General features: G+C 72.1%; 18 protein-coding genes. 4 read left to right on the top strand and 14 right to left on the bottom strand.

All coding sequences use genetic code 11. The features are described from left to right. Positions 1 to 39 precede the first annotated feature (39 nt). Entirely contained in the window at positions 40 to 483 is a 444-nt protein-coding gene (locus tag AB0M54_RS15535; RefSeq protein ID WP_364320884.1) for an SRPBCC family protein, read from the bottom strand. Between the two features lie 68 nt (positions 484 to 551). On the opposite strand from AB0M54_RS15535, the gene AB0M54_RS15530 reads away from it, so the two are divergent. Then, positions 552 to 2,597, top strand: a complete 2,046-nt coding sequence (locus AB0M54_RS15530; RefSeq protein ID WP_364320887.1) for a methyl-accepting chemotaxis protein — start codon at positions 552 to 554, stop codon at positions 2,595 to 2,597. On the opposite strand, the gene AB0M54_RS15525 is transcribed toward AB0M54_RS15530, so the two are convergent. The 4 genes from AB0M54_RS15525 to AB0M54_RS15510 all read right to left on the bottom strand — a co-directional run bounded on the left by AB0M54_RS15525 (position 2,554) and on the right by AB0M54_RS15510 (position 4,541). Then, positions 2,554 to 2,703 carry a spore photoproduct lyase family protein gene (locus tag AB0M54_RS15525; RefSeq protein WP_364320890.1) on the bottom strand — a complete coding sequence of 50 codons (150 nt, stop codon included), beginning with the start codon at positions 2,701 to 2,703 and terminating at the stop codon, positions 2,554 to 2,556. The two genes, AB0M54_RS15530 and AB0M54_RS15525, sit on opposite strands and share 44 nt — an antisense overlap. Before the next feature lie 78 nt (positions 2,704 to 2,781). Further along, a complete protein-coding gene (locus tag AB0M54_RS15520; RefSeq protein WP_364471623.1) occupies positions 2,782 to 3,141 on the bottom strand; it encodes a hypothetical protein in 360 nt (119 codons plus the stop codon). Positions 3,142 to 3,714: 573 nt separating this feature from the next. Next, on the bottom strand, positions 3,715 to 4,113 hold the full coding sequence (locus tag AB0M54_RS15515) for a DUF2809 domain-containing protein (protein ID WP_364471620.1): 399 nt from the start codon (positions 4,111 to 4,113) through the stop codon (positions 3,715 to 3,717). Further along, complete coding sequence (locus AB0M54_RS15510) at positions 4,098 to 4,541, bottom strand: protein phosphatase (protein ID WP_364471617.1); 444 nt, start codon at positions 4,539 to 4,541, stop codon at positions 4,098 to 4,100. Before AB0M54_RS15510 ends, AB0M54_RS15515 begins: the two co-directional genes overlap by 16 nt. A 181-nt stretch (positions 4,542 to 4,722) precedes the next feature. Here AB0M54_RS15510 and AB0M54_RS15505 point away from each other — a divergent pair, with 181 nt between their 5' ends. Then, complete coding sequence (locus AB0M54_RS15505; protein ID WP_364471828.1) at positions 4,723 to 5,043, top strand: nuclear transport factor 2 family protein; 321 nt, start codon at positions 4,723 to 4,725, stop codon at positions 5,041 to 5,043. A 4-nt stretch (positions 5,044 to 5,047) separates the two neighbouring features. Here the strand turns inward: AB0M54_RS15505 and AB0M54_RS15500 are convergent, their stop codons facing one another. Further along, entirely contained in the window at positions 5,048 to 6,043 is a 996-nt protein-coding gene (locus AB0M54_RS15500; RefSeq protein ID WP_364320907.1) for a stage II sporulation protein M, read from the bottom strand. A gap of 36 nt (positions 6,044 to 6,079) precedes the next feature. Here AB0M54_RS15500 and AB0M54_RS15495 point away from each other — a divergent pair, with 36 nt between their 5' ends. Further along, a complete protein-coding gene (locus AB0M54_RS15495) occupies positions 6,080 to 6,988 on the top strand; it encodes an RDD family protein (RefSeq protein ID WP_364320910.1) in 909 nt (302 codons plus the stop codon). Here the strand turns inward: AB0M54_RS15495 and argS are convergent. Continuing rightward, the gene (gene argS, locus AB0M54_RS15490; RefSeq protein ID WP_364320913.1) at positions 6,938 to 8,575 is read right to left on the bottom strand and encodes an arginine--tRNA ligase; all 1,638 of its coding nucleotides are present in this window, start codon (positions 8,573 to 8,575) and stop codon (positions 6,938 to 6,940) included. The two genes, AB0M54_RS15495 and argS, sit on opposite strands and share 51 nt — an antisense overlap. 199 nt (positions 8,576 to 8,774) lie before the next feature. Here argS and AB0M54_RS15485 point away from each other — a divergent pair, with 199 nt between their 5' ends. Beyond that, entirely contained in the window at positions 8,775 to 9,653 is an 879-nt protein-coding gene (locus AB0M54_RS15485; protein WP_364320916.1) for a thioredoxin domain-containing protein, read from the top strand. Positions 9,654 to 9,734: 81 nt separating this feature from the next. Here AB0M54_RS15485 and AB0M54_RS15480 read toward each other — a convergent pair whose 3' ends face one another. From AB0M54_RS15480 to AB0M54_RS15450, 7 genes are all read right to left on the bottom strand, one after another. Beyond that, positions 9,735 to 9,938 (bottom strand): hypothetical protein, encoded by a 204-nt coding sequence (locus AB0M54_RS15480; RefSeq protein WP_364320919.1) that lies wholly within the window; start codon positions 9,936 to 9,938, stop codon positions 9,735 to 9,737. Between the two features lie 141 nt (positions 9,939 to 10,079). Continuing rightward, positions 10,080 to 12,053, bottom strand: a complete 1,974-nt coding sequence (locus tag AB0M54_RS15475; protein WP_364471614.1) for a DUF4157 domain-containing protein — start codon at positions 12,051 to 12,053, stop codon at positions 10,080 to 10,082. 78 nt (positions 12,054 to 12,131) lie between these two features. After that, entirely contained in the window at positions 12,132 to 13,451 is a 1,320-nt protein-coding gene (locus AB0M54_RS15470) for a DUF58 domain-containing protein (protein ID WP_364471611.1), read from the bottom strand. Beyond that, positions 13,451 to 14,401, bottom strand: coding sequence for a MoxR family ATPase (locus AB0M54_RS15465; protein ID WP_364320928.1), 951 nt, complete (start codon positions 14,399 to 14,401; stop codon positions 13,451 to 13,453). The genes AB0M54_RS15470 and AB0M54_RS15465 overlap by 1 nt, the downstream gene beginning before the upstream one ends. Then, on the bottom strand, positions 14,398 to 15,684 hold the full coding sequence (locus tag AB0M54_RS15460; protein WP_364320931.1) for a DUF4350 domain-containing protein: 1,287 nt from the start codon (positions 15,682 to 15,684) through the stop codon (positions 14,398 to 14,400). The genes AB0M54_RS15465 and AB0M54_RS15460 overlap by 4 nt, the downstream gene beginning before the upstream one ends. Further along, positions 15,681 to 16,241, bottom strand: coding sequence for a DUF4129 domain-containing protein (locus tag AB0M54_RS15455; protein WP_364471608.1), 561 nt, complete (start codon positions 16,239 to 16,241; stop codon positions 15,681 to 15,683). The genes AB0M54_RS15460 and AB0M54_RS15455 overlap by 4 nt, the downstream gene beginning before the upstream one ends. Then, complete coding sequence (locus tag AB0M54_RS15450; protein ID WP_364320936.1) at positions 16,238 to 17,065, bottom strand: hypothetical protein; 828 nt, start codon at positions 17,063 to 17,065, stop codon at positions 16,238 to 16,240. Before AB0M54_RS15450 ends, AB0M54_RS15455 begins: the two co-directional genes overlap by 4 nt. Positions 17,066 to 17,104: the final 39 nt, after the last annotated feature.

The following is a 17,104-nucleotide window of genomic DNA, read 5'->3' as shown; positions in this document are numbered from 1 at the left end:
CCGCATGGTCTAACTCCGCACGCCCCGGTCGGTAACTGCCTATGTCTCGAGGGCCGGTTGCAGCACCTCGGCCAGCCGGACCGCGCTCTGGTTGCCCAGCTTCTCGAACTCGGCCTTCACCACCGGGGTGGCCAGCTTCGCCACCCCGTGCATCTCCAGATCGAGGTGGTAGGTGATGTGGCTGCCCGGCGGGATCGGCACCACGGTGAAGGTGCCGGTCGCGGTGGCCGTCTCGTTGCGCCCGATGAAGACCAGCCGGTCTGTCTCGGCGTGACACAGCGTGTACGTCAGCTCCGAGGTCACGCCCAGCACCCGCGACTCGTTGCGCCACCGGCTGCCGACACCGATCGGGCCGGCATCGATCCGCTCGCTCCGCCGCGTGGCCGGGTCCCACTCCTCGGTATGCCGGAAATCTCGGAGGTACTCGAGCACCGCCTCAGCCGCCGCGTTAACGCCGAAGGACCGCACGACGACGATACTCATCGCCCAAGGGTAGAGGGCGGCTCCGGAGAACCGACTCGGATTCACGTCGAACGTGGTGGAATCGGGGCATGTCGGTCGCTGCTGCTCCGGTGCTGCTGCGTCCCGTGCTGCTCGCCGCGGACCGGATGCGGACCAGCATGCGTCTCGGGGTCCTGGTCCTGGTCCTGATGGTGCCCGGGATCGTGGCCACCTGGGCCTACACCTCCGAGGTCAACGCCAAGATCCAGTTCAGTGCGATGGAGGCCGAGGGGACCGACGTGGTCGAGACGGCGCTGGTCGCGCTGGCCGACACGATCGCCGGGCGTACGCCCGACCTGGGCCCCGTGCAGGCGGCCATGGCCGCTCATCCCGAGCTGAAGCTGACCACGACGCTGCCCGCCGCCACCGACCGGGCCGCCGTGGTGGCCGCGCTGGGCGCCCTGGTCACCGAGACCGGCAACAACTCCAACCTGATCCTCGACCCTGACCTCGACTCGTTCTACGTGATGGACGCCCAGATCGTGCAGCTGCCCAAGGTGCTGCTGGCGGCGTACGAGGCGGCCACCGCGGAACGGGCCGGCACCAGCGACGCGATGGCCGCGCAGGCCGTACGGGCGGGCACCCTGTCCGGGGCGGCGGACAGCCTGCGGACCGACATCAAGACCGCGGTGGACACCACCGCGCGCGGCTCCCTCGCCGACGAGCTGCGGACGCTGGGCGTGGCCGCGGACGCGGTCGGCGCGCTGGCCGACACGCTGACCGGGGCGCTGGAGAACCCCGGACCGGCGGATGTCACGGCGGCCGCCGACGCGGTCAAGGCCGCGGTGCCCGCGCTCGTGGACGCGCTGCGGGGGCTGTTGGAGACCCGGATCGGCGGCTTCACCTCCGGCCGGGTCGTCGTGCTGGTCGTGACGCTCGGCGGGTTCGTGCTGGCCGCCTGGCTCGCGGCCGGCGTGCTCTGGCGTACCCGGCACGATGTGGCCCTGGCCGTGATCGGCGTGACCGCGATCGCGGAGGGTGACTTCGCCGAACGGCCGCTGCCCGCCGGCCGCGACGAGCTCGGGGACATCGGTCAGGCGCTGACCACCGCGCGGTCCCGGCTGGTCCAGCAGGAGGAGGAACTGGGCACGTCCCGGTCGGTACGCGAGGAGCAGCTGCGGATCAGCTTCCTGCACCAGCGCCAGGCCGAGACGCGGCTCCGCGACCGCGCCCAGTCGATCATCGACGAGTCCACCACGGTGATCGCCGAGGAACTGCGCGAGGTGACCGCCCAGGTCGCCGACGTACGCCACGCCGCCGACACGATCGACTCGGAGATCTCGGCCACCGACGCCGCCACCAGCACCGTGGTCGAGCACGCCCGGCACGCCGAGGAGACCATCTCCACCCTGGAGCAGTCGCTGCGCCGGGTGGCGGCCACCGCGGCGCTGGTCAAGGGCATCGCCGGCCAGACCCGCCTGCTGGCCCTGAACGCCACCATCGAGGCGGCCCGGGCGGGCGAGCTGGGCCTCGGCTTCACCGTGGTCGCCGACGAGGTCAAGGAACTGGCGACCACGACCACCCAGTCGACCGAGCAGATCGCCGAGACGATCGAGGAGCTGGAACGGGCCACGGCCGAGATGTCCGGCACCATCTCGGCGATGGTCACCGGGATCGGCAGCGTCGGCGACGCGGCGACGTCCCTGCGGGCGACCGCGGCCGACCAGGGCGCCGTGGTCACCCGGCTGGCCGACCGGATGGGCACCACGATCGAGAAGGTCGAGGAGATGTCCGGCCTGGCCGCCCAGCTCGAACGCCGCCAGACCGACCGGGTCACCGCGACCGGCGCCATCGAGCTGCGAGTGACGGGCCGCGCCGACCCGGTGCCGGCCACGCTGATCAACGTCGGGGTCGGCGGCATGCGGATCCAGGTCGACCCGTCGATGACCGGCGGCCTGGTCACCGGCGACGTCGTCGAGACGACCGTCGGCGATCACCCCGTCCAGGCCCGGCTGGTCAACAAGGACGGCCACGAGCTCGGCCTGCAGTTCCTCTTCGCCGACGACAAGCAGGCCGAGCGGGTCGAGGACTACCTCGGCACCCTGACCGGCGTCATGTCCAGTACAGAACCCGACACGCTGGCAGGCGCTCGCTGATCGCGCCGGTGAACCAGGACCTCAGCTCGGCCATCCGGTCGGCCGGGTAGACGTACTTCACCGCCCCGAACTTGCCGGGCTTGCGGGTACGCGCGCTCTCGTCCATCTCCAGCTTCGTCCGCGGCGACTCGTGCCACCCTCGACCCGGGTGGTGACCGGCCGGCTGACCTGTGCGAATGATGTGTCATTCACCTCGCGTCCACCGCTCGGCCGGCCGGGAGGCCAGCGGTATGGCGATCCCCAGACCCACCACCAGTTCCAGCCAGGTCGAGTCCAGGCTGTAGATGTACAGGCCGAGCACGACCAGCGCGACGCCGGCCAGGAACCCGACGAACCGGGCGATCCGCCATCGCCGCAACAGCCCGATCGAGATCCCGGTCGCCACCGCCACCACGGCCGCGCTGGGAAGGAGCCCTCTTGTGCTGAAGTCGCCCCCGGCCAGTGCGGCCACCACGACCACCACGACGAAGACGACGATGGCACCGAATAGAAGGACAGGCACGACGATCTGCCACGGCGGCACGGTCCGCGTCGGTCTGGTCATCGCATCAGCCTAGAAATCGGCGGCGGTGGCAACGGCGCCTTGTCCGCTAGGTGCCAGCGATTCGACCGCGCATTCCGGTCGATGCGTTGTTTCGGCTCATTGCGCAGGCGTGCTAAATCTTTACTTCAGGCCGACTTTCTTGCGGCTTTCATGATCGATTAAATCGCGGCCTGCGCTCCATCGTGCCGGTGATCCTGCCCGGAGAGCCTCGACGGTCTCCCGACCTGGCTGCTGCCCGCCGGCGCCACGTATTACGAGCTGCGCGACCTCGCCCCGTCCGGTGTGGAGCGCGTGCTGCGGGTTTTGACCGACCAGCCCCTTCACGTCGAGCCGCCGCTGGGATCAGTGCCGACGCTGCCGCCTCGGTCCAACGACCCGTCGTCTGCCGCGCAGTCCTCGCCTGGTCGGCGGGTGGCGGACCTCGCCGCCGCGTTGCGTCCGGGCGACGAGGCGCGACTTGGAAGCGATCTCCGCGACGGTTGAGGAACTCAGCGACGACGTTTGAGCCACGACGGGGCTTTGGGCGAGCGCGAGATTCCTCGCGATGGCGGAGAAGACCTTCACTCTCCAGCGTCAGGAACGGCGTCGAAGGCGAAGCAGGGCACTGTGGATTGCCAGGAGGGGGAGGACACCTATGGCGTACCAGAGGAGGTCTTTGGGGTCGAAGGTGACGCCTAGGGCTAGGCGCGCCAGGAGGCTTCGCGCGGACAGGTCGGCCGGAATGCCGGTCAGTTGGAAGAGTTCGATCAGCCAGCAGAACGCGATCGCCAAGCCGGCCGCCACCGCCGGCCGCGATGACGGCGCCAGGACGAACACGCCCGCGTAGATCATTGACGCGTACAGCGCCGTCCCCGAATTTTGCGCCAGGGCGCCGGAACTGTCGACGACGTCGGAGCCGGTCAGCAGGCGGATCCCGAAGGCCAACCCCAGGCAGGCGCCGACCCCGGCCAGCGCGATCAGCCGTCGTCGCACGACCACGACCGGACGAACCGCTTCTGCCACGGTGTTTCGACGGCGCGCGGGTGGTAGTGCTCGCGGACCCAGGCGACCGCCGACCCGGGGGGAACGCCGTCGAGGATGGCCAGGCAGGCCAGCGCCGTGCCGGTTCGGCCCCGGCCGCCGCCGCAGGCCAGTTCGGCCCGGCCCGCCCGCGCGTGGGTCAAGACCTCCTTCAGGACCGCACGCAGGTATGCGGGGTCGCGCGGCAAGCGGAAGTCGGGCCAGGCCACCCAGCGGCTCTCCCACCCGAACTCCGGTGGCGGCTCGCCCAGCAGGTAGACCCCGAAGGTGGGGGCGTGGCCGCCGGGCATCGGGTCGCGCAGGCCCCGCCCGCGGATCAGCAGGCCGGACGGCAGAGCCACCACCCCGGTGGCCTGGGGTTCCCATTCATGATGCGTCATGTGAATTTCCCAGGTGATGGCGGAAGGTGTACATGGCGTCGGCGAGCGCCTCCAACTGGGCGGGTGTGAGAGCGGTCGTCTCGATGAGGCCGCGCCACGCACGCAACTCGAGGGAATTCACGGCCCGAACCTATCTGGAGGAAAGTGACATGGCGAGCATCGAGGAACTGATGCGGGCAACCTGCTGGACGTCTTCAACGAGCGTGACGGCGACCGGCGCCGGGCGGCGATCGCCCGGATCTACGCGCCCGAGGTGCGGTTCTCCGACCCGGACGAGACCGTGGTCGGCCACCAGGCGCTGGACGCCAAGGCGCAGCACATCCTCGACGGCGCACCGGGATTCGTCTTCCGCCCGGATGGTCCGATCCGCGTCAGCGATGACCTGGGCTACCTGGCCTGGCAGTTCGGGCCGGCCGGAGAAGCGGTGGTCCGTGGCGTCGACATCGCCACCGTCGCGGACGGGGTGATCACCCGCGTCTACACGTTCTTGATCACCGAATAGGGGATCAGCGAGTAGGAACGGCCGCCTCGCCCAGGTCTTCGTCGAGGTCGGCGGAGGACTGGTGGTGGTGGGCGAAATGGCCGAGGACCAGCGCGTACGCCAAGAAGCCGAGCCAGACGACCGCGCCGATGGCGATCCGCAGGGGGGCCGGCAGCGGCGACGGGGTCACGTACGCCTCGACCAGGCCCGAGACGAACAGGGCCAGCGCCAGGCCCAGCGCGACCAGCATGCCGCTGCGGGCCCGCTCGCCCAGCGCCTGCGCGCGGGTGCGGTGCGGGCCCGGCGCGATCCACGCCCAGCCGATCCGCAGGCCGACCCCGGAGCCGACGAAGACGCAGGTCAGCTCGAGCAGACCGTGCGGCGCGAGGTAGGTCAGGAAGGTGTCGCCGGAGCCGGAGCCGACCATCACCCCGCCGACCACGCCCAGGTTGAGCAGGTTGCTGCCGAGCAGGTAGAAGACCGGGACGATGAGTACGCCGGAAGCCAGGCACTGTGCCGTCAGCCAGGCGTTGTTCGTCCACACCAGGGCCGCGAAGTTCTGGGCCTGATATTCGCTGTAGTACGCCACGAAGTCGTTGCTGACCAGGCGGTTCATCTCGGCTTCGCTCATGAACAGGCCGGCCACCTCGGGGTTGCCGGCGACGTACTGCACCAGCGCGGTCCCGGCGACCACACACACCACGCTGACCGTGATCCACCACCAGCGGGTGCGGTACAGCTCACCGGGCAGTGTCGTGGTGAAGAAGCGGCCGATCGGCGCCCAGGAGAACCGGCGGGTGCCGGTGATCGCCGCGCGGGCCGCGAGCACCAGCCGGGACAGGCCGGCGACCAGCACCGGGTCGGGGGAGCGGCTGCGCACCACCGAGAGGTGGGTCGCCGCGCGCTGGTAGAGCAGCACCAGCTCGTCGGCCTCGTCGGGGCGGAGCTTGCGCTTGCGGGTCAACGCCTCAAGACGATTCCACTCGCCGCGGCGCTCAGCGACGTACGCATCGAGGTCCACCGCCGGAGGATAGCCCCCGTGGTGTTGACTTGGCGTGTGCCCGGCACCGAACAGAGCGCCCCGGACCGCCTCGTCAACGGTGAAGCCGTCGAGGTCGACATCCGCTATGCCCGGCTGGGCTCGCGCGCGCTCGCGCTGCTGATCGACATCATGATCCAGTTCGTGCTGGCGCTGGTGCTGTTCGTGCTGGTGTTGTCGTTCGCGCCCCTGGCCCTCGGTGACCTCGCGGACGAGGCGCTGGTCCAGGCCCTGGTCATCGTCATCATCGTGGTCGTCGTCCTGGCGTACCCGACGATCGTGGAGACCTTCACCAACGGCCGCAGCCCGGGCAAGCGGGCCCTGGGCCTGCGGGTCGTCCGCGCCGACGGCGGGCCGATCCGGCTGCGCCACGCGCTGACCCGCGCGCTGGTCGGGCTGACCCTGGAGTGGCCGGGGCTGATCATGCCGTTCGTCACCTGGGTGGTCAGCATGACCACGATGATCCTGTCGCCGCACGGCCGCCGGCTGGGTGACCTGGCCGCCGGCACGTTCGTGATCCACGAGCGGTCGGCCGCCGAGTGGGGCTGGATGCCCGCGATGCCCCTGCCCCTGGCCGGGTGGGCCGCCGCCGCCGACCTGAACGGCGTCGACGACGACCTCGCGCTGGCCGCGCGGCACTTCCTGGCGCGGTCGAGGGACATCAAGCCGCTGTACGCGCACCGCTTCGCCAACGGCCTGGCCGACGAGATGATCGCCCGCATCCCGCAGCCGGCGCCGCCCGGCACACCGCCGTGGATGTTGCTGGCGGCGGTGCTGGCCGAGCGTCGCCGGCGCGCGAGCGGTCAGCAGCTGGCCACCCGCGCGCTGACCGAGCGGATCTGGCCCGGCTTCGGCCGGCTCGAGCGCTTCACCCGCTCACAGGCGCTCGGGAGTGCGGATACCCAGGAGGTCCAGCCCCTCCCGTAGCGTCTCGGCCGTCCGCTCACAGAGCGACAACCTGCTCCTCCGTACGCCCGGAGCGCTCCGGAGCACCGGACACGCCTCGTAGAACGTGGAGAAGGCGCTGGCCAGCGCGTACAGATAAGCGGTCAGCCGGTGGAACTCCAGGGTCTCGGCGACCGTGGCCAGGGTGGCTTCGAAGGCGAGCAGTTCCAGCGCCAGCGCCCGCTCCTTCGGGTGCTCGATGATCACCGGTCCGGGCCGCGTCTCGCCGGCCTTCTCCAGGATCGATCGGATCCTGGCGTACGCCATCTGCAGGTAGGGGCCCGTGTTGCCGGTGAGCGCGAGCATCCGTTCGGGGTCGAAGACGTAGTCGGTGCGCCGGTCGGTGGACAGGTCGGCGTACTTGATCGCGCCCATGCCGACCGCCTCAGCGGTGGTCCCGTCGCCGGTCAGCTCGGCCGCCCGCCGCACCGCCTCGTCGATCAGCGCCGACAGCCGCACGGTCTCGCCGGACCGGCTCTTGAGCATCTTGCCGTCGGTGCCCAGGATCGACCCGAAGGCCAGATGTTCGACCGGCACGTCGTCCGGCAGCCAGCCCGCCGCCCGCGCCACCGCCCAGACCATCTGGAAATGGGTACGCTGCGGCGCCCCGACGACGTAGAGCAGCCGGTCGGCCCCGAGCGTTCCCACCCGGTACCGGACCGCGGCCAGATCCGTGGCCGCGTACCCGAAACCGCCGTCGCTCTTGCGCACGATCAACGGGACCGGCTCGCCGTCACGGCCGGTGAAGCCCTCGGGGAACGCGCACAACGCGCCCCCGCTGACCCGCAGCAGGCCCTTGGCGTGCAGTTCGTCGACCACGCGAGGCAGGTCGTCGTTGTAGAAGCTCTCGCCGACGAAGTCACCCTCGGTGAGGGTCACGCCCATGCGTGCGTACGCCGCCATGAAGTGTTTCTTCGACACACCGACCAGCCGGCGCCAGGTGGCGAGCGTCGGCTCGTCCCCGCTCTGCAGGGCCACGACCCGCAGCCGGGCCCGCCGCTTGAAGTCCTCGTCGGTGTCGAACCGGGCCCGCGCCGCCTGGTAGAAGCCGGTCAGGTCGTCGGTGCTGAGCTCGCCGCCGTCAAGGAGGTGCTCGACGAGCATGCCGAACGGCGTACCCCAGTCACCGAGGTGGTTGGCCCGCCGCACGTCATGGCCCAGCCGCACCAGCAGCCGGGCCACCGCGTCGCCGATCACGGTCGACCGCAGGTGGTGGACCTGCATCTCCTTGGCCACGTTGGGCGCCGAGTAGTCGATCACCACGGTCTGCGGCGTGGCGGCCTTCGGGAACTCGGGCCGTTCCCGGGCCAGCAGCTCGTCGGCCACGGTCAGGTTGACGAAGCCCGGCCCCGACACCTCGGCCGTCGCGATGCCGGCCAGGTCGGCTTTGCGGGCCACCTCGGCCGCCACGTCACGCGGGCTCGCGTTCAGCTCGCGGGCCAGCTGGAGGGCGGCGCCGCTGGCGTAGTCGGCGTGCGGCGAGCGGCGCACCGCCGGGTCCACCGGATGCCCGGCGACCGCGGCGAACGCGGCGGCCAGCCGATCGGCGAGCAGTGCTTCGAGATTCATCAGCGATCCTCGGTGTTGTGGCGGGATCGCTGCGCGGGGAAGGACCGGCGGAGACGAGCCCGCCGGCGGGAGACATGGGTCAGCGCGGACGGTCGGGCAGGGCCCGGCGTCGGTCACGGCGCACGCTGATCACGGGCCCAGAATAGCCACCGACGGGTACGCCCGCACCTGGCATCACCCGGCGACAATGGTGGGCGTGATGAATCCGGATCCGGATCAGCCGCCGTCCTACCCGCCGCCGCAGGATCCCTATCACACGGGCGAGGGTTTCCCGCCGCCGCTTTCCGGCCCGCCCACGGCCCCACAGGCGCCGCCGCTTTCCGGCGCGCCGACGGTTCAACAGCCGGCGCCGCTTTCCGGCGCGCCCACGATCCACCTGCCGCCGCCGGTCCCCGGCCCGGTCGCGCCGGCGCCGGCGCGATCCCGTTTCGCGACCTCGCACCTGGTCCTGCTGGCCGTGGCCGCGGTGGCCGTCGTAGGCATGCTGGTCGCCGGTGGTGTGGCCGTCTGGGTGGTCTCCCGGCCGGACCCGTCGGCGCCGGTCACGCCGTCCCTCCCGCCCGACGCGGTCGAGGGCCTGGCCGTCGGCGCCGGCCCGGTGCGGGTGGACGTCTACGTCGACTACCAGTGCGCGCCGTGCGCCAGGTTCGAGGAACTGACCGGCGATTCCCTGACCACCTACCTGGCCGCCGACCGGGTGACCCTGAACATCCACCCGGTGGCGTTCACCGACCGTCGCTCCACCAACGAGTACTCCACCCGCTCGGCCGCGGCCGTGGCCTGCGCCCACGAGCAGGGCAAGACCCTGGAGTTCCACAGCTACCTGCTGAGCCATCAGCCCGGCGAGAACACGGCCGGCCCGACCGACCGCGAGCTGGCCATCGCCGGCCACGCCCTGGGCCTGGGCGCCGACTGGGACTACTGCATCGCCGAAGGCCGGAAACGCGCCTGGGTGAACGACGCCACCGCCGCCGCCCACGCCAACGGGGTCGAGACCGTCCCCGCCGTCCTCGTCAACGATCACCCGGTCAAGGCCACCAAGTCCGACCTGGTCACCGCCATCGACCGGGCCCGGTGACTTCCTGCGTGCCGTTCGCACCGGCGACGAGCAGTGGCGCCGTCGCCGCCGATGGCAGCCGATGAGCTGGTGACCGGCCCGTCAGTCGGTGGCGTCACGGAAGCGGATGACCGAGATGTTGCTCCAGTTGACGAACAGCTTCTCGCCCGTGATGAGGTCGTCGTAGATGCCGACCTGCTGCATCAGCGCGTTGAACCCGTGCACGTCGTAGCTGTTCCCGAGGCGCAGCTTGACGCGGTAGGTCCGTGGCCCGACCTCGAACTCGACGTGCTTCTCCAATGCCATGTCACGTATCGTGGCGGGCCGATGCCCGCAGCGTAATCGTCCTCGATGGCCGGTCCGGTGCCCGACCGGGTGACCACGGTGGAGTGACGGGTGGAGCCGGCCGCGGGTCGGATGCGGGGGCTGACCGGAATGCCGGTGAGGTCAGTCGAAGTCGCCCGGATCGGGGCTCTCCTCGAGGAAACGCTTCAGCATGCGGTCCGCCTCGCGGGAGCCGGGCCGCAGGTGCGTGTGCTCCTCGCCGACCTGGTGGTTGCGTTTCAGCCAGTCCATGAACTCGCGGCGGCGCTCCACGTCGGGCAGCTTCTTCCGCAGCCAGCCGCTCTCCTGGAGCTCCTCCTTGTTCCCGTCGCTGATGCGCTTCTTCCTGGGCAGCTCGTTGCGCGGGTCGTCGCCGTACTCGTCCTCGAAGTCCTCTGAGGTCTTCGGTTTCTTCTTGGTCTTCTTGGGCTTGGGTTTGTCCGGCGCGGGTTCGGTGGCCGGCGTTTCCGCGGCCGGCTGCGGCTGCGGCTCGGGTTCGGGGGAGGGCTTGGCCGGCGTACGCGCGTCGTCGATCTTGTCGGCGTTGTCCAGCACCTCGTCGGCCTGCTGCTGCAGCTTCGCCGCGACCGTCCGTTCGTGCTCCTCCAGTTCCTGCTCGACCCGGCGGACGGTGTCGCGCCAGTTGCGGTAGCTGGTCCGGAAGCCGGTCATGATCTTGCCCATGCCGAGCGCCACCCGGCCGAAGCCGTAGATCGCGGTCGCGCTCTGCACGTAGTCGACGTACTTGAGGAACTCGCGGCCGGAGGCGCCGTACCGCGAGATGATCTCGCCGCGGTGCTCGTTGATCACGGTCGCGATGGTGCCGAGCACGAACGCCGCCCGGTCGGCCCAGAGCAGCACCCGGGCCGTCATGGTCGCCTCGACGCCCAGCCCGACCAGGGCGCCGGTGCCCAGGGTGAGGCCGATGCCGGCCACCTCGGCGATCTTGGTGAGGGTCTGGGTCTCGTTCTGGTTCGAGATCTGGATCAGGAACAGCGCCGGCCGGTAGACGATCTCGCCGCCGAGGTCGTAGATCTTCACGCCGACGATCTCGTTCTCGGGCAGCAGCGCGCCGCCGAGGAAGACGTCGTCGGGCAGGGTGGCCGTCTCGCCCTTGAACATGGCCGTGCCCTTGACCCGGACCGGTTGCTTGACCCAGATCTGGCCGCCCTCGCGCCGCTCGGCCATGATCGGCGCGTCGTCCCAGACGGTGATCCCGCCGGGCCGGAACGGGAACACCTTGCCGGTCAGCATCTGCTTCTGGGCCTGGGCCGGGTCGACGCGCTGGCCCTTGACCGCGATGATCCGGTCGGCCTGCTTCTGCTCGTCCCCGGCCAGGTTGCCGCCGGTCAGCTCGTCGTAGAGCCGGTCGAGCAGGCGCCGCCCGGACTCGGCGCCGGCCAGCGCGGCGAGCTGCTCGACCGACGCGGCCTCGCAGAACTCGAGCGCCACGTCGTCACGGTTGGTGCTGCCCAGCTCGTTCAGGACCGACACGACCAGCGCGTGCTGGCCTTTCCCGGCGCGGTCGAGGAGGGTACGCCCGAGCTGCGCCTCGTCCAGATCGAACCAGCTGGTGTTGTCGTCGATCAGGTCCTCGGCGGGCGAACGCTGGATCGCCAGTCGCGCCACGGCCGCGTTGCCCGCCACCCCGCCCAGAGAGGCGACCACGGCGGTGGGTACGGGCGACGACGCCACCGCCCGGCCGACCCGGTGAGCCTCCACCTCGGTCGGATCGCCCGGGTCGCTGATCCCACTCGGCACCGACCCCGACCGCTGCTGCACGACATGCGTCAGCTCGTGGGCCAGCAGCTCTCGACCGGACGACGAGGACGCGTCCATCCCGCCCGAGAAGTAGATGTCGTGCCCGGTGGTGAACGCTTCGGCCCGCACGGCCTGGCTGGCCGCGGCCGCCTGCGGTCCGGTGTGTACCCGTACCCCGGAGAAGTCTTCCCCGCCGAAGGCCGCCTCCATGTCGCCCTGGACGGCGCCGGGCAGCGAGGCCGACGGACCGGAGCGCAGCAGCCGCTCGAACCCGGCGTTGTCCTCGGGAAGCCGCGCAGGCGACTCCGGCGCAGCCGCCGGGGTGGCCGCGACCACGGGCTCCGGTGCGCGAGTTCGCTCGATCGGGCCACTATGGCAGCCGGGACGAAGCCGCACCATCGGCAAACCGACAGCTCAGAGCCGCCCGGCCGACTTCATCATCAGGTAGACGTCGGCGACCTTCGAGGCGAACTGGTCGCGGGTCTCGTCGATCACGGTCACGCCGAGCTGGGTGAGCACCGCACGAACCCGGTCGCGCTCGTCCAGGGCCAGTTCGGCGGCAGCCGCCACGTGCACGTCGTCGGCCGTCACGCCGGTCTCCGGCAGCCGGGCCAGGCGGGCCGTCTCGGGGTCGCGGACGCTGGCCACCACCACCCGGTGCCGGGTGGCCAGCTTGCCCATCACCGGCAGCAGACCCTCGATGATCGGGGCCGCGTCGAGCGCCGTGAAGATGACCACCAGGGCGCGCTTGTGGTCGCGGCGCAGCAGCTCGGCCACGGCCAGGCCGAAGTCGGTCTCGACCAGGGCCGGCTCCAGGGCGGCCAGGCCGGCGATCAGCCGGGCCAGCTTGGTGCGGTGCCCGCCACCCTCCACCCGGGCGCGGATCTCGGTGTCCACGGCCAGCAGGTCGACCCGGTCGTCGGCCCGGGTGGCGAGCACCGACAGCAGCAGGGCGGCGTCGATGCAGGCGTCCAGCCGGGGCTCGTCGCCGATCCGGGCGGCCGCGGTCCGGCCGGTGTCCAACAGGCACAGCACCCGGCGGTCACGTTCCGGGCGCCAGGTCCGCACGACCACGTCCTGGGCCCGGGCGCTGGCCCGCCAGTCGATCGAGCGGACGTCGTCGCCGACGACGTACTCGCGGAGGTTGTCGAACTCGGTGCCCTGACCCCGCCCGCGGGTGACCACGGCGCCGTCGAAGACCCGCAGCTTGGCCAGCTTCTCGGGCAGCAGGCGCCGGGACGGGAACCGGGGGAGGACCCGCAAGGTCCAGGTCGGCGTGTTGGCCGAGTTCCAGGAGGCACGGCGCTGGCGGTACGCGAGGTGCAGCGGCCCGTACGACCGCAGTGTCACGCGCACGGCCGGCCGGTCGCCGTGCCGGGTCGGCACCAACGAGGTCGCGACGCTCTCCTGCGTACCCGGGGGGAGAAGAAGCCGGTGCTCCGCGTTGGCCGCACCCGCCGACGGCACCCAACTGTCCCGCAGGGACAGGCGCAGCGCCTTGGCCGAAGCGTTGCCGACGACCAGCGTGACCGTCGCCGACTGGCCGAGCCACACCTGGCTGTCACCGTCGCGGCGCAGCTTGACCTCGGTGAGCGGCGCGGCCGCGAGCGCGTCCAGGCCGGCGACCACGGCCAGCAGCACCAGCACGCCGCCCAGCACCAGCCAGGGCGCCGGAAGCACCGCGACGAGGACCGCACCCGCGGCGACCAGCAGCGCGAACCGGCGGGTGACCATCAGCGCGGCGCGGGCACGGCGGACAGCACCGAGCGCAGCACCGCGTCCACGGTGATGCCGTCCAGTTCGGCCTCGGCCTTCAACCGGACCCGGTGCCGCAGGGTGGGCAGCGCGAACGCCTTCACGTCGTCCGGCATCACGTAGTCCCGGCCGCTCAGGAACGCGCGCGCCTTGGCCACCGCGAGCAGCGCCGTGGCCCCCCGCGGGGACGCGCCCAGCTCCAGCGACGGCGCCGACCGGGTGGCCCGGGTCAGGTCCACGATGTATTCCAGCACCTGGTCGGTGACCGCCACCCGGCGCACCGCGGCCCGGCCGGCGGCCAGATCTTCGGCCGTGGCCACCGCGGTCACCCCGGCCGCCTTCAGGTCACGCGGGTCGAAGCCGTGGTGGTGGGCCCGCAACACGTTCAGCTCGTCGTGGCGCTCGGGCAGCGGCACCGACAGCTTCAGCAGGAACCGGTCCAGCTGCGCCTCCGGCAGCGGGTACGTGCCCTCGTACTCGATCGGGTTCTGGGTGGCGGCCACGATGAACGGCTCGGGCAGCCGCCGCGACTCGCCGTCCACGCTGACGGTCCGCTCCTCCATCGCCTCCAGCAGCGCGGCCTGGGTCTTCGGCGGCGTCCGGTTGATCTCGTCGGCGAGCAGCAGGTTGGTGAAGATCGGGCCGGGCCGGAAGTTGAACGCGGCCGAACGGGCGTCGTACACCAGCGAGCCGGTCACGTCGCCGGGCATCAGGTCGGGGGTGAACTGCACCCGCTTGGTCTGCAGGTCGAGCCCGGCGGCCAGGGCCCGCACCAGCAGCGTCTTGGCCACCCCGGGCACACCCTCGAGCAGCACGTGGCCGCCGCAGAGCAGCGCGATCACCACCCCGCCGACCACGGCGTCCTGACCGACCACGGCCTTGCCCACCTCGGCCCGCAGCCGGCCGAGCGCCTCAACCGAAGACGTCACACGTTCCCCCTCTGATCACCCAGCACCGCTCGGACCAGCCTCTGCACCAGGGCGGCCCGCGCGGTCATGTCCTCGTCGGTCAGATCCTCGTCCGGGTCCACGTCCGGGCCGGTCAGCACCGCCCGAACCTCGTGCGCCGGCCGGTGCACCTGGGCCGCCACCCGCTCGACCACCGCGTCCAGGTCGTTGGCCGGCAGGTCGAAGTGCGCGGCCAGCCGGCGCACGGCCGCGGCCTGGACGGTGGTCAGCGAGGCTTCGCGCGCCCCGGACCGTCGATAGAGGCCGGCCAGCCCGCGTACGGTCTCCGCGGCCCGCACCCGCGCCGGCAGCGGCTCGCTCACCGGCGCGCCCAGCCGCCGGGCCGACGCCGCCGCGAACGCGATCATCGCCAGGATCACCAGCAGCGCCGCGGCCCAGAACGACGGCGGGAACGCGTCGAAGATCGTCTGCTCCTCGGGCCGCTGCTGCGCCGAGTCGCCGTCGCCCTGGTTGTCGCCCTCCTCGGGCCGGCCACCGTTGTCCCCGGACTCGTCGCCGTTGTCCACCTCGCCGCGGTCGCCCTGGTCGGGGTCGTCGGGCTCGCCCGTCACCGGGTCGGGCGGCGGCTCGGGCTCCCGCTGGTGCAGGTCGAGCCACACCACCTGGCGGCTCCGGCCGAGCAGCCCGGCGGCGAAACCGGCGTTGTCGTGCTCGCCCTGCCGGTCGTTGCGGAACGCGTCCGGCGCGCCGACCAGCGTGATCGCCGGGCCGCCCCGGTCCAGCTCGACCACCGCGCCGTCGTAGCAGCGCAGCAACTCGCCCTCGGACGGGGCGTACTGCCAGCGCAGCACCGCGGCCCGGCCCCGGGCGAACGGCGCGTCGCAGCCCGGCCCCGGCGCGGCGGCCGTCCAGCGTGGCCCGGCCTGCGGCAGGTAGGCGTCCAGCTTGGCCAGCACGGCCCGGTTCGGCGCGACCAGCACGATGCGTACCGACGGCGGCACGATCCGGAAGTCTTCCAGGTATTCCGGCCGGACCATCTCCGGCGCGGGCACGAACAGGGTGGCGTCCCGGGTGGTGGTGGCCGCGGCGATCGCCTCGGGGGTGCTGGTCCGCCGGACCACGGCGACACCCTGCTGGGTCAGGCGGTCGGCCAGGGTGGCGGCGCCGTCGCCGGTCCGGGCCACCGGCGAGAGGTACGTCGGTCGGCTCGGATCCGGCTGCTGGATCGCGTGCGTGATCAGCGTGGTGACGACGACGGCGATCGCGGCGGCGGGCGGGATCGCGGCCTTCAGCCAGCCCTTCATATCGCCTGCCTGATCTGCTCGGTCAGCGCGCGCATGTGCTGGTCGTGGGCCTGTGCGGCCGGGCGCCGGCCGTACCAGACCTCGGCGAACAGCTCGGTCGCCCCGCTCAGCGGGCCGGACACCGCCGGTCGCTGCCCGCCGGCCATCGCGGCCAGCTCGGCCGCCGTCCAGCCCGGTTGCGGCGGGACCAGGCGCGCGGCGACCAGCTCGCTCAACGTCACCCGGAGACGCTGGCGGAGCGCCTCGGCGAACCGCCCCTCGGCGGCCAGCCGATCGGCCAGCGTCAGGTCGGCGGCCACCGTCGCGGGCTCGGCCGGGGTGATCACCGGCTCGGTCGCGTCGTCGGCGATCCGCACCGGCTCCTTCTTCGCCTTCTTCTCCTTCTTGGGCCGCCGGCGCAGCCACGCCGGCCAGGCGAACCGGGTCGGCACCCAGCGCGGCCAGAAGTACCAGAGCGTTCCGGCCAGCGCGCCCGCGAAGAGCAGCAGCAGGATCGCCGTGCCGGCCGGCACGACGTCGAAGACGGCGGCGGCGGCCTCGTCCCAGGTCCGGCTCACGGCACGTGCACCAGCGACTGGTCGACGTCGCCGCCGCGGCTGCGGGTCCGGTTGATCAGAATGTCCAGCCCCTCGGTTCGCACCCGCACGTCCAGCAGCAGCACCGCGGAAACACAGGCCAGGGCCGAGTACGCGACCGCGTTGCCCAGCGTCCGCGCGGCCGGCACCACCCAGGCCTGCAGGTCGGGCTCGGCCCCGCTGACCAGCCCCACCAGCTCGGTCCAGCCGACACCCAGCGCCCCGCGCACGGCGGCCCAGGTCAGATAGGCCAGGATCAGGATCCAGAAGCCGCGCGCGGTCTGCCGCCCGGCCAGCCGCATCGCCCGCCCGAGCGGATTGCGGGCCCGATCGATCACCAGCGCCGGCGCGGTCATCACGAAGAACCCGTAGAAGACCGCCCACGGGATGACCACCAGCAGGGCGCCCACCGCGCCGACCAGCCCCAGCCACAGGGCCAGCCCCACCGCCGCGAGCGGACGGGCCCGCCGCCACAGGTCCCGGTGCCGCACCTGCCGCCCGAGCAGCGCCGGCCCCGCCGCCGCTCCGGCGTACGCCCCCAGCAGCGTGAGCACGAACAGCTCGGTCCCGAACCCCGCGGCGACCGTGATCCACCACGGGATGAGGTACTCCTCCGACGGCCCGTACCAGGGCGGCGTCAGATGGGCCCACGCCCGGAGCGGGGCCAGCGCCACCTGCTCGGCCGCCGCGAGCACCAGCCCGGCCGCGAACAGCGGCACCGCCCGACGCCGCAACAGCGCCATGGCCGCGTCGAGCAGCTCGCCGAGCGTCATCGGGCGCAACGGAAGCTCCGGCGGCCCAGACATGCGGCGAATCCTATTTCACCCCGTCATCCGGTTCCGGGC

It is taken from the genome of Actinoplanes sp. NPDC051470 (assembly GCF_040682035.1).
Classification (GTDB): domain Bacteria; phylum Actinomycetota; class Actinomycetes; order Mycobacteriales; family Micromonosporaceae; genus Actinoplanes.
The sequence above is the reverse complement of the archived record's forward strand: the minus strand, read 5'-3'. Positions and strand labels throughout refer to the sequence as shown.

Coding starts and splice junctions, on each gene's coding strand:
- AB0M54_RS15485 (WP_364320916.1), top strand. CDS start 8,775: ATGAATCCGGATCCGGATCAGCCGCCGTCCTACCCGCCGCCGCAGGAT.
- AB0M54_RS15450 (WP_364320936.1), bottom strand. CDS start 17,065: ATGTCTGGGCCGCCGGAGCTTCCGTTGCGCCCGATGACGCTCGGCGAG.
- AB0M54_RS15525 (WP_364320890.1), bottom strand. CDS start 2,703: ATGGACGAGAGCGCGCGTACCCGCAAGCCCGGCAAGTTCGGGGCGGTG.
- AB0M54_RS15530 (WP_364320887.1), top strand. CDS start 552: ATGTCGGTCGCTGCTGCTCCGGTGCTGCTGCGTCCCGTGCTGCTCGCC.
- AB0M54_RS15535 (WP_364320884.1), bottom strand. CDS start 483: ATGAGTATCGTCGTCGTGCGGTCCTTCGGCGTTAACGCGGCGGCTGAG.
- AB0M54_RS15510 (WP_364471617.1), bottom strand. CDS start 4,541: ATGACGCATCATGAATGGGAACCCCAGGCCACCGGGGTGGTGGCTCTG.
- AB0M54_RS15520 (WP_364471623.1), bottom strand. CDS start 3,141: ATGACCAGACCGACGCGGACCGTGCCGCCGTGGCAGATCGTCGTGCCT.
- AB0M54_RS15470 (WP_364471611.1), bottom strand. CDS start 13,451: ATGGTCACCCGCCGGTTCGCGCTGCTGGTCGCCGCGGGTGCGGTCCTC.
- argS (WP_364320913.1), bottom strand. CDS start 8,575: ATGAATCTCGAAGCACTGCTCGCCGATCGGCTGGCCGCCGCGTTCGCC.
- AB0M54_RS15460 (WP_364320931.1), bottom strand. CDS start 15,684: ATGAAGGGCTGGCTGAAGGCCGCGATCCCGCCCGCCGCCGCGATCGCC.
- AB0M54_RS15480 (WP_364320919.1), bottom strand. CDS start 9,938: ATGGCATTGGAGAAGCACGTCGAGTTCGAGGTCGGGCCACGGACCTAC.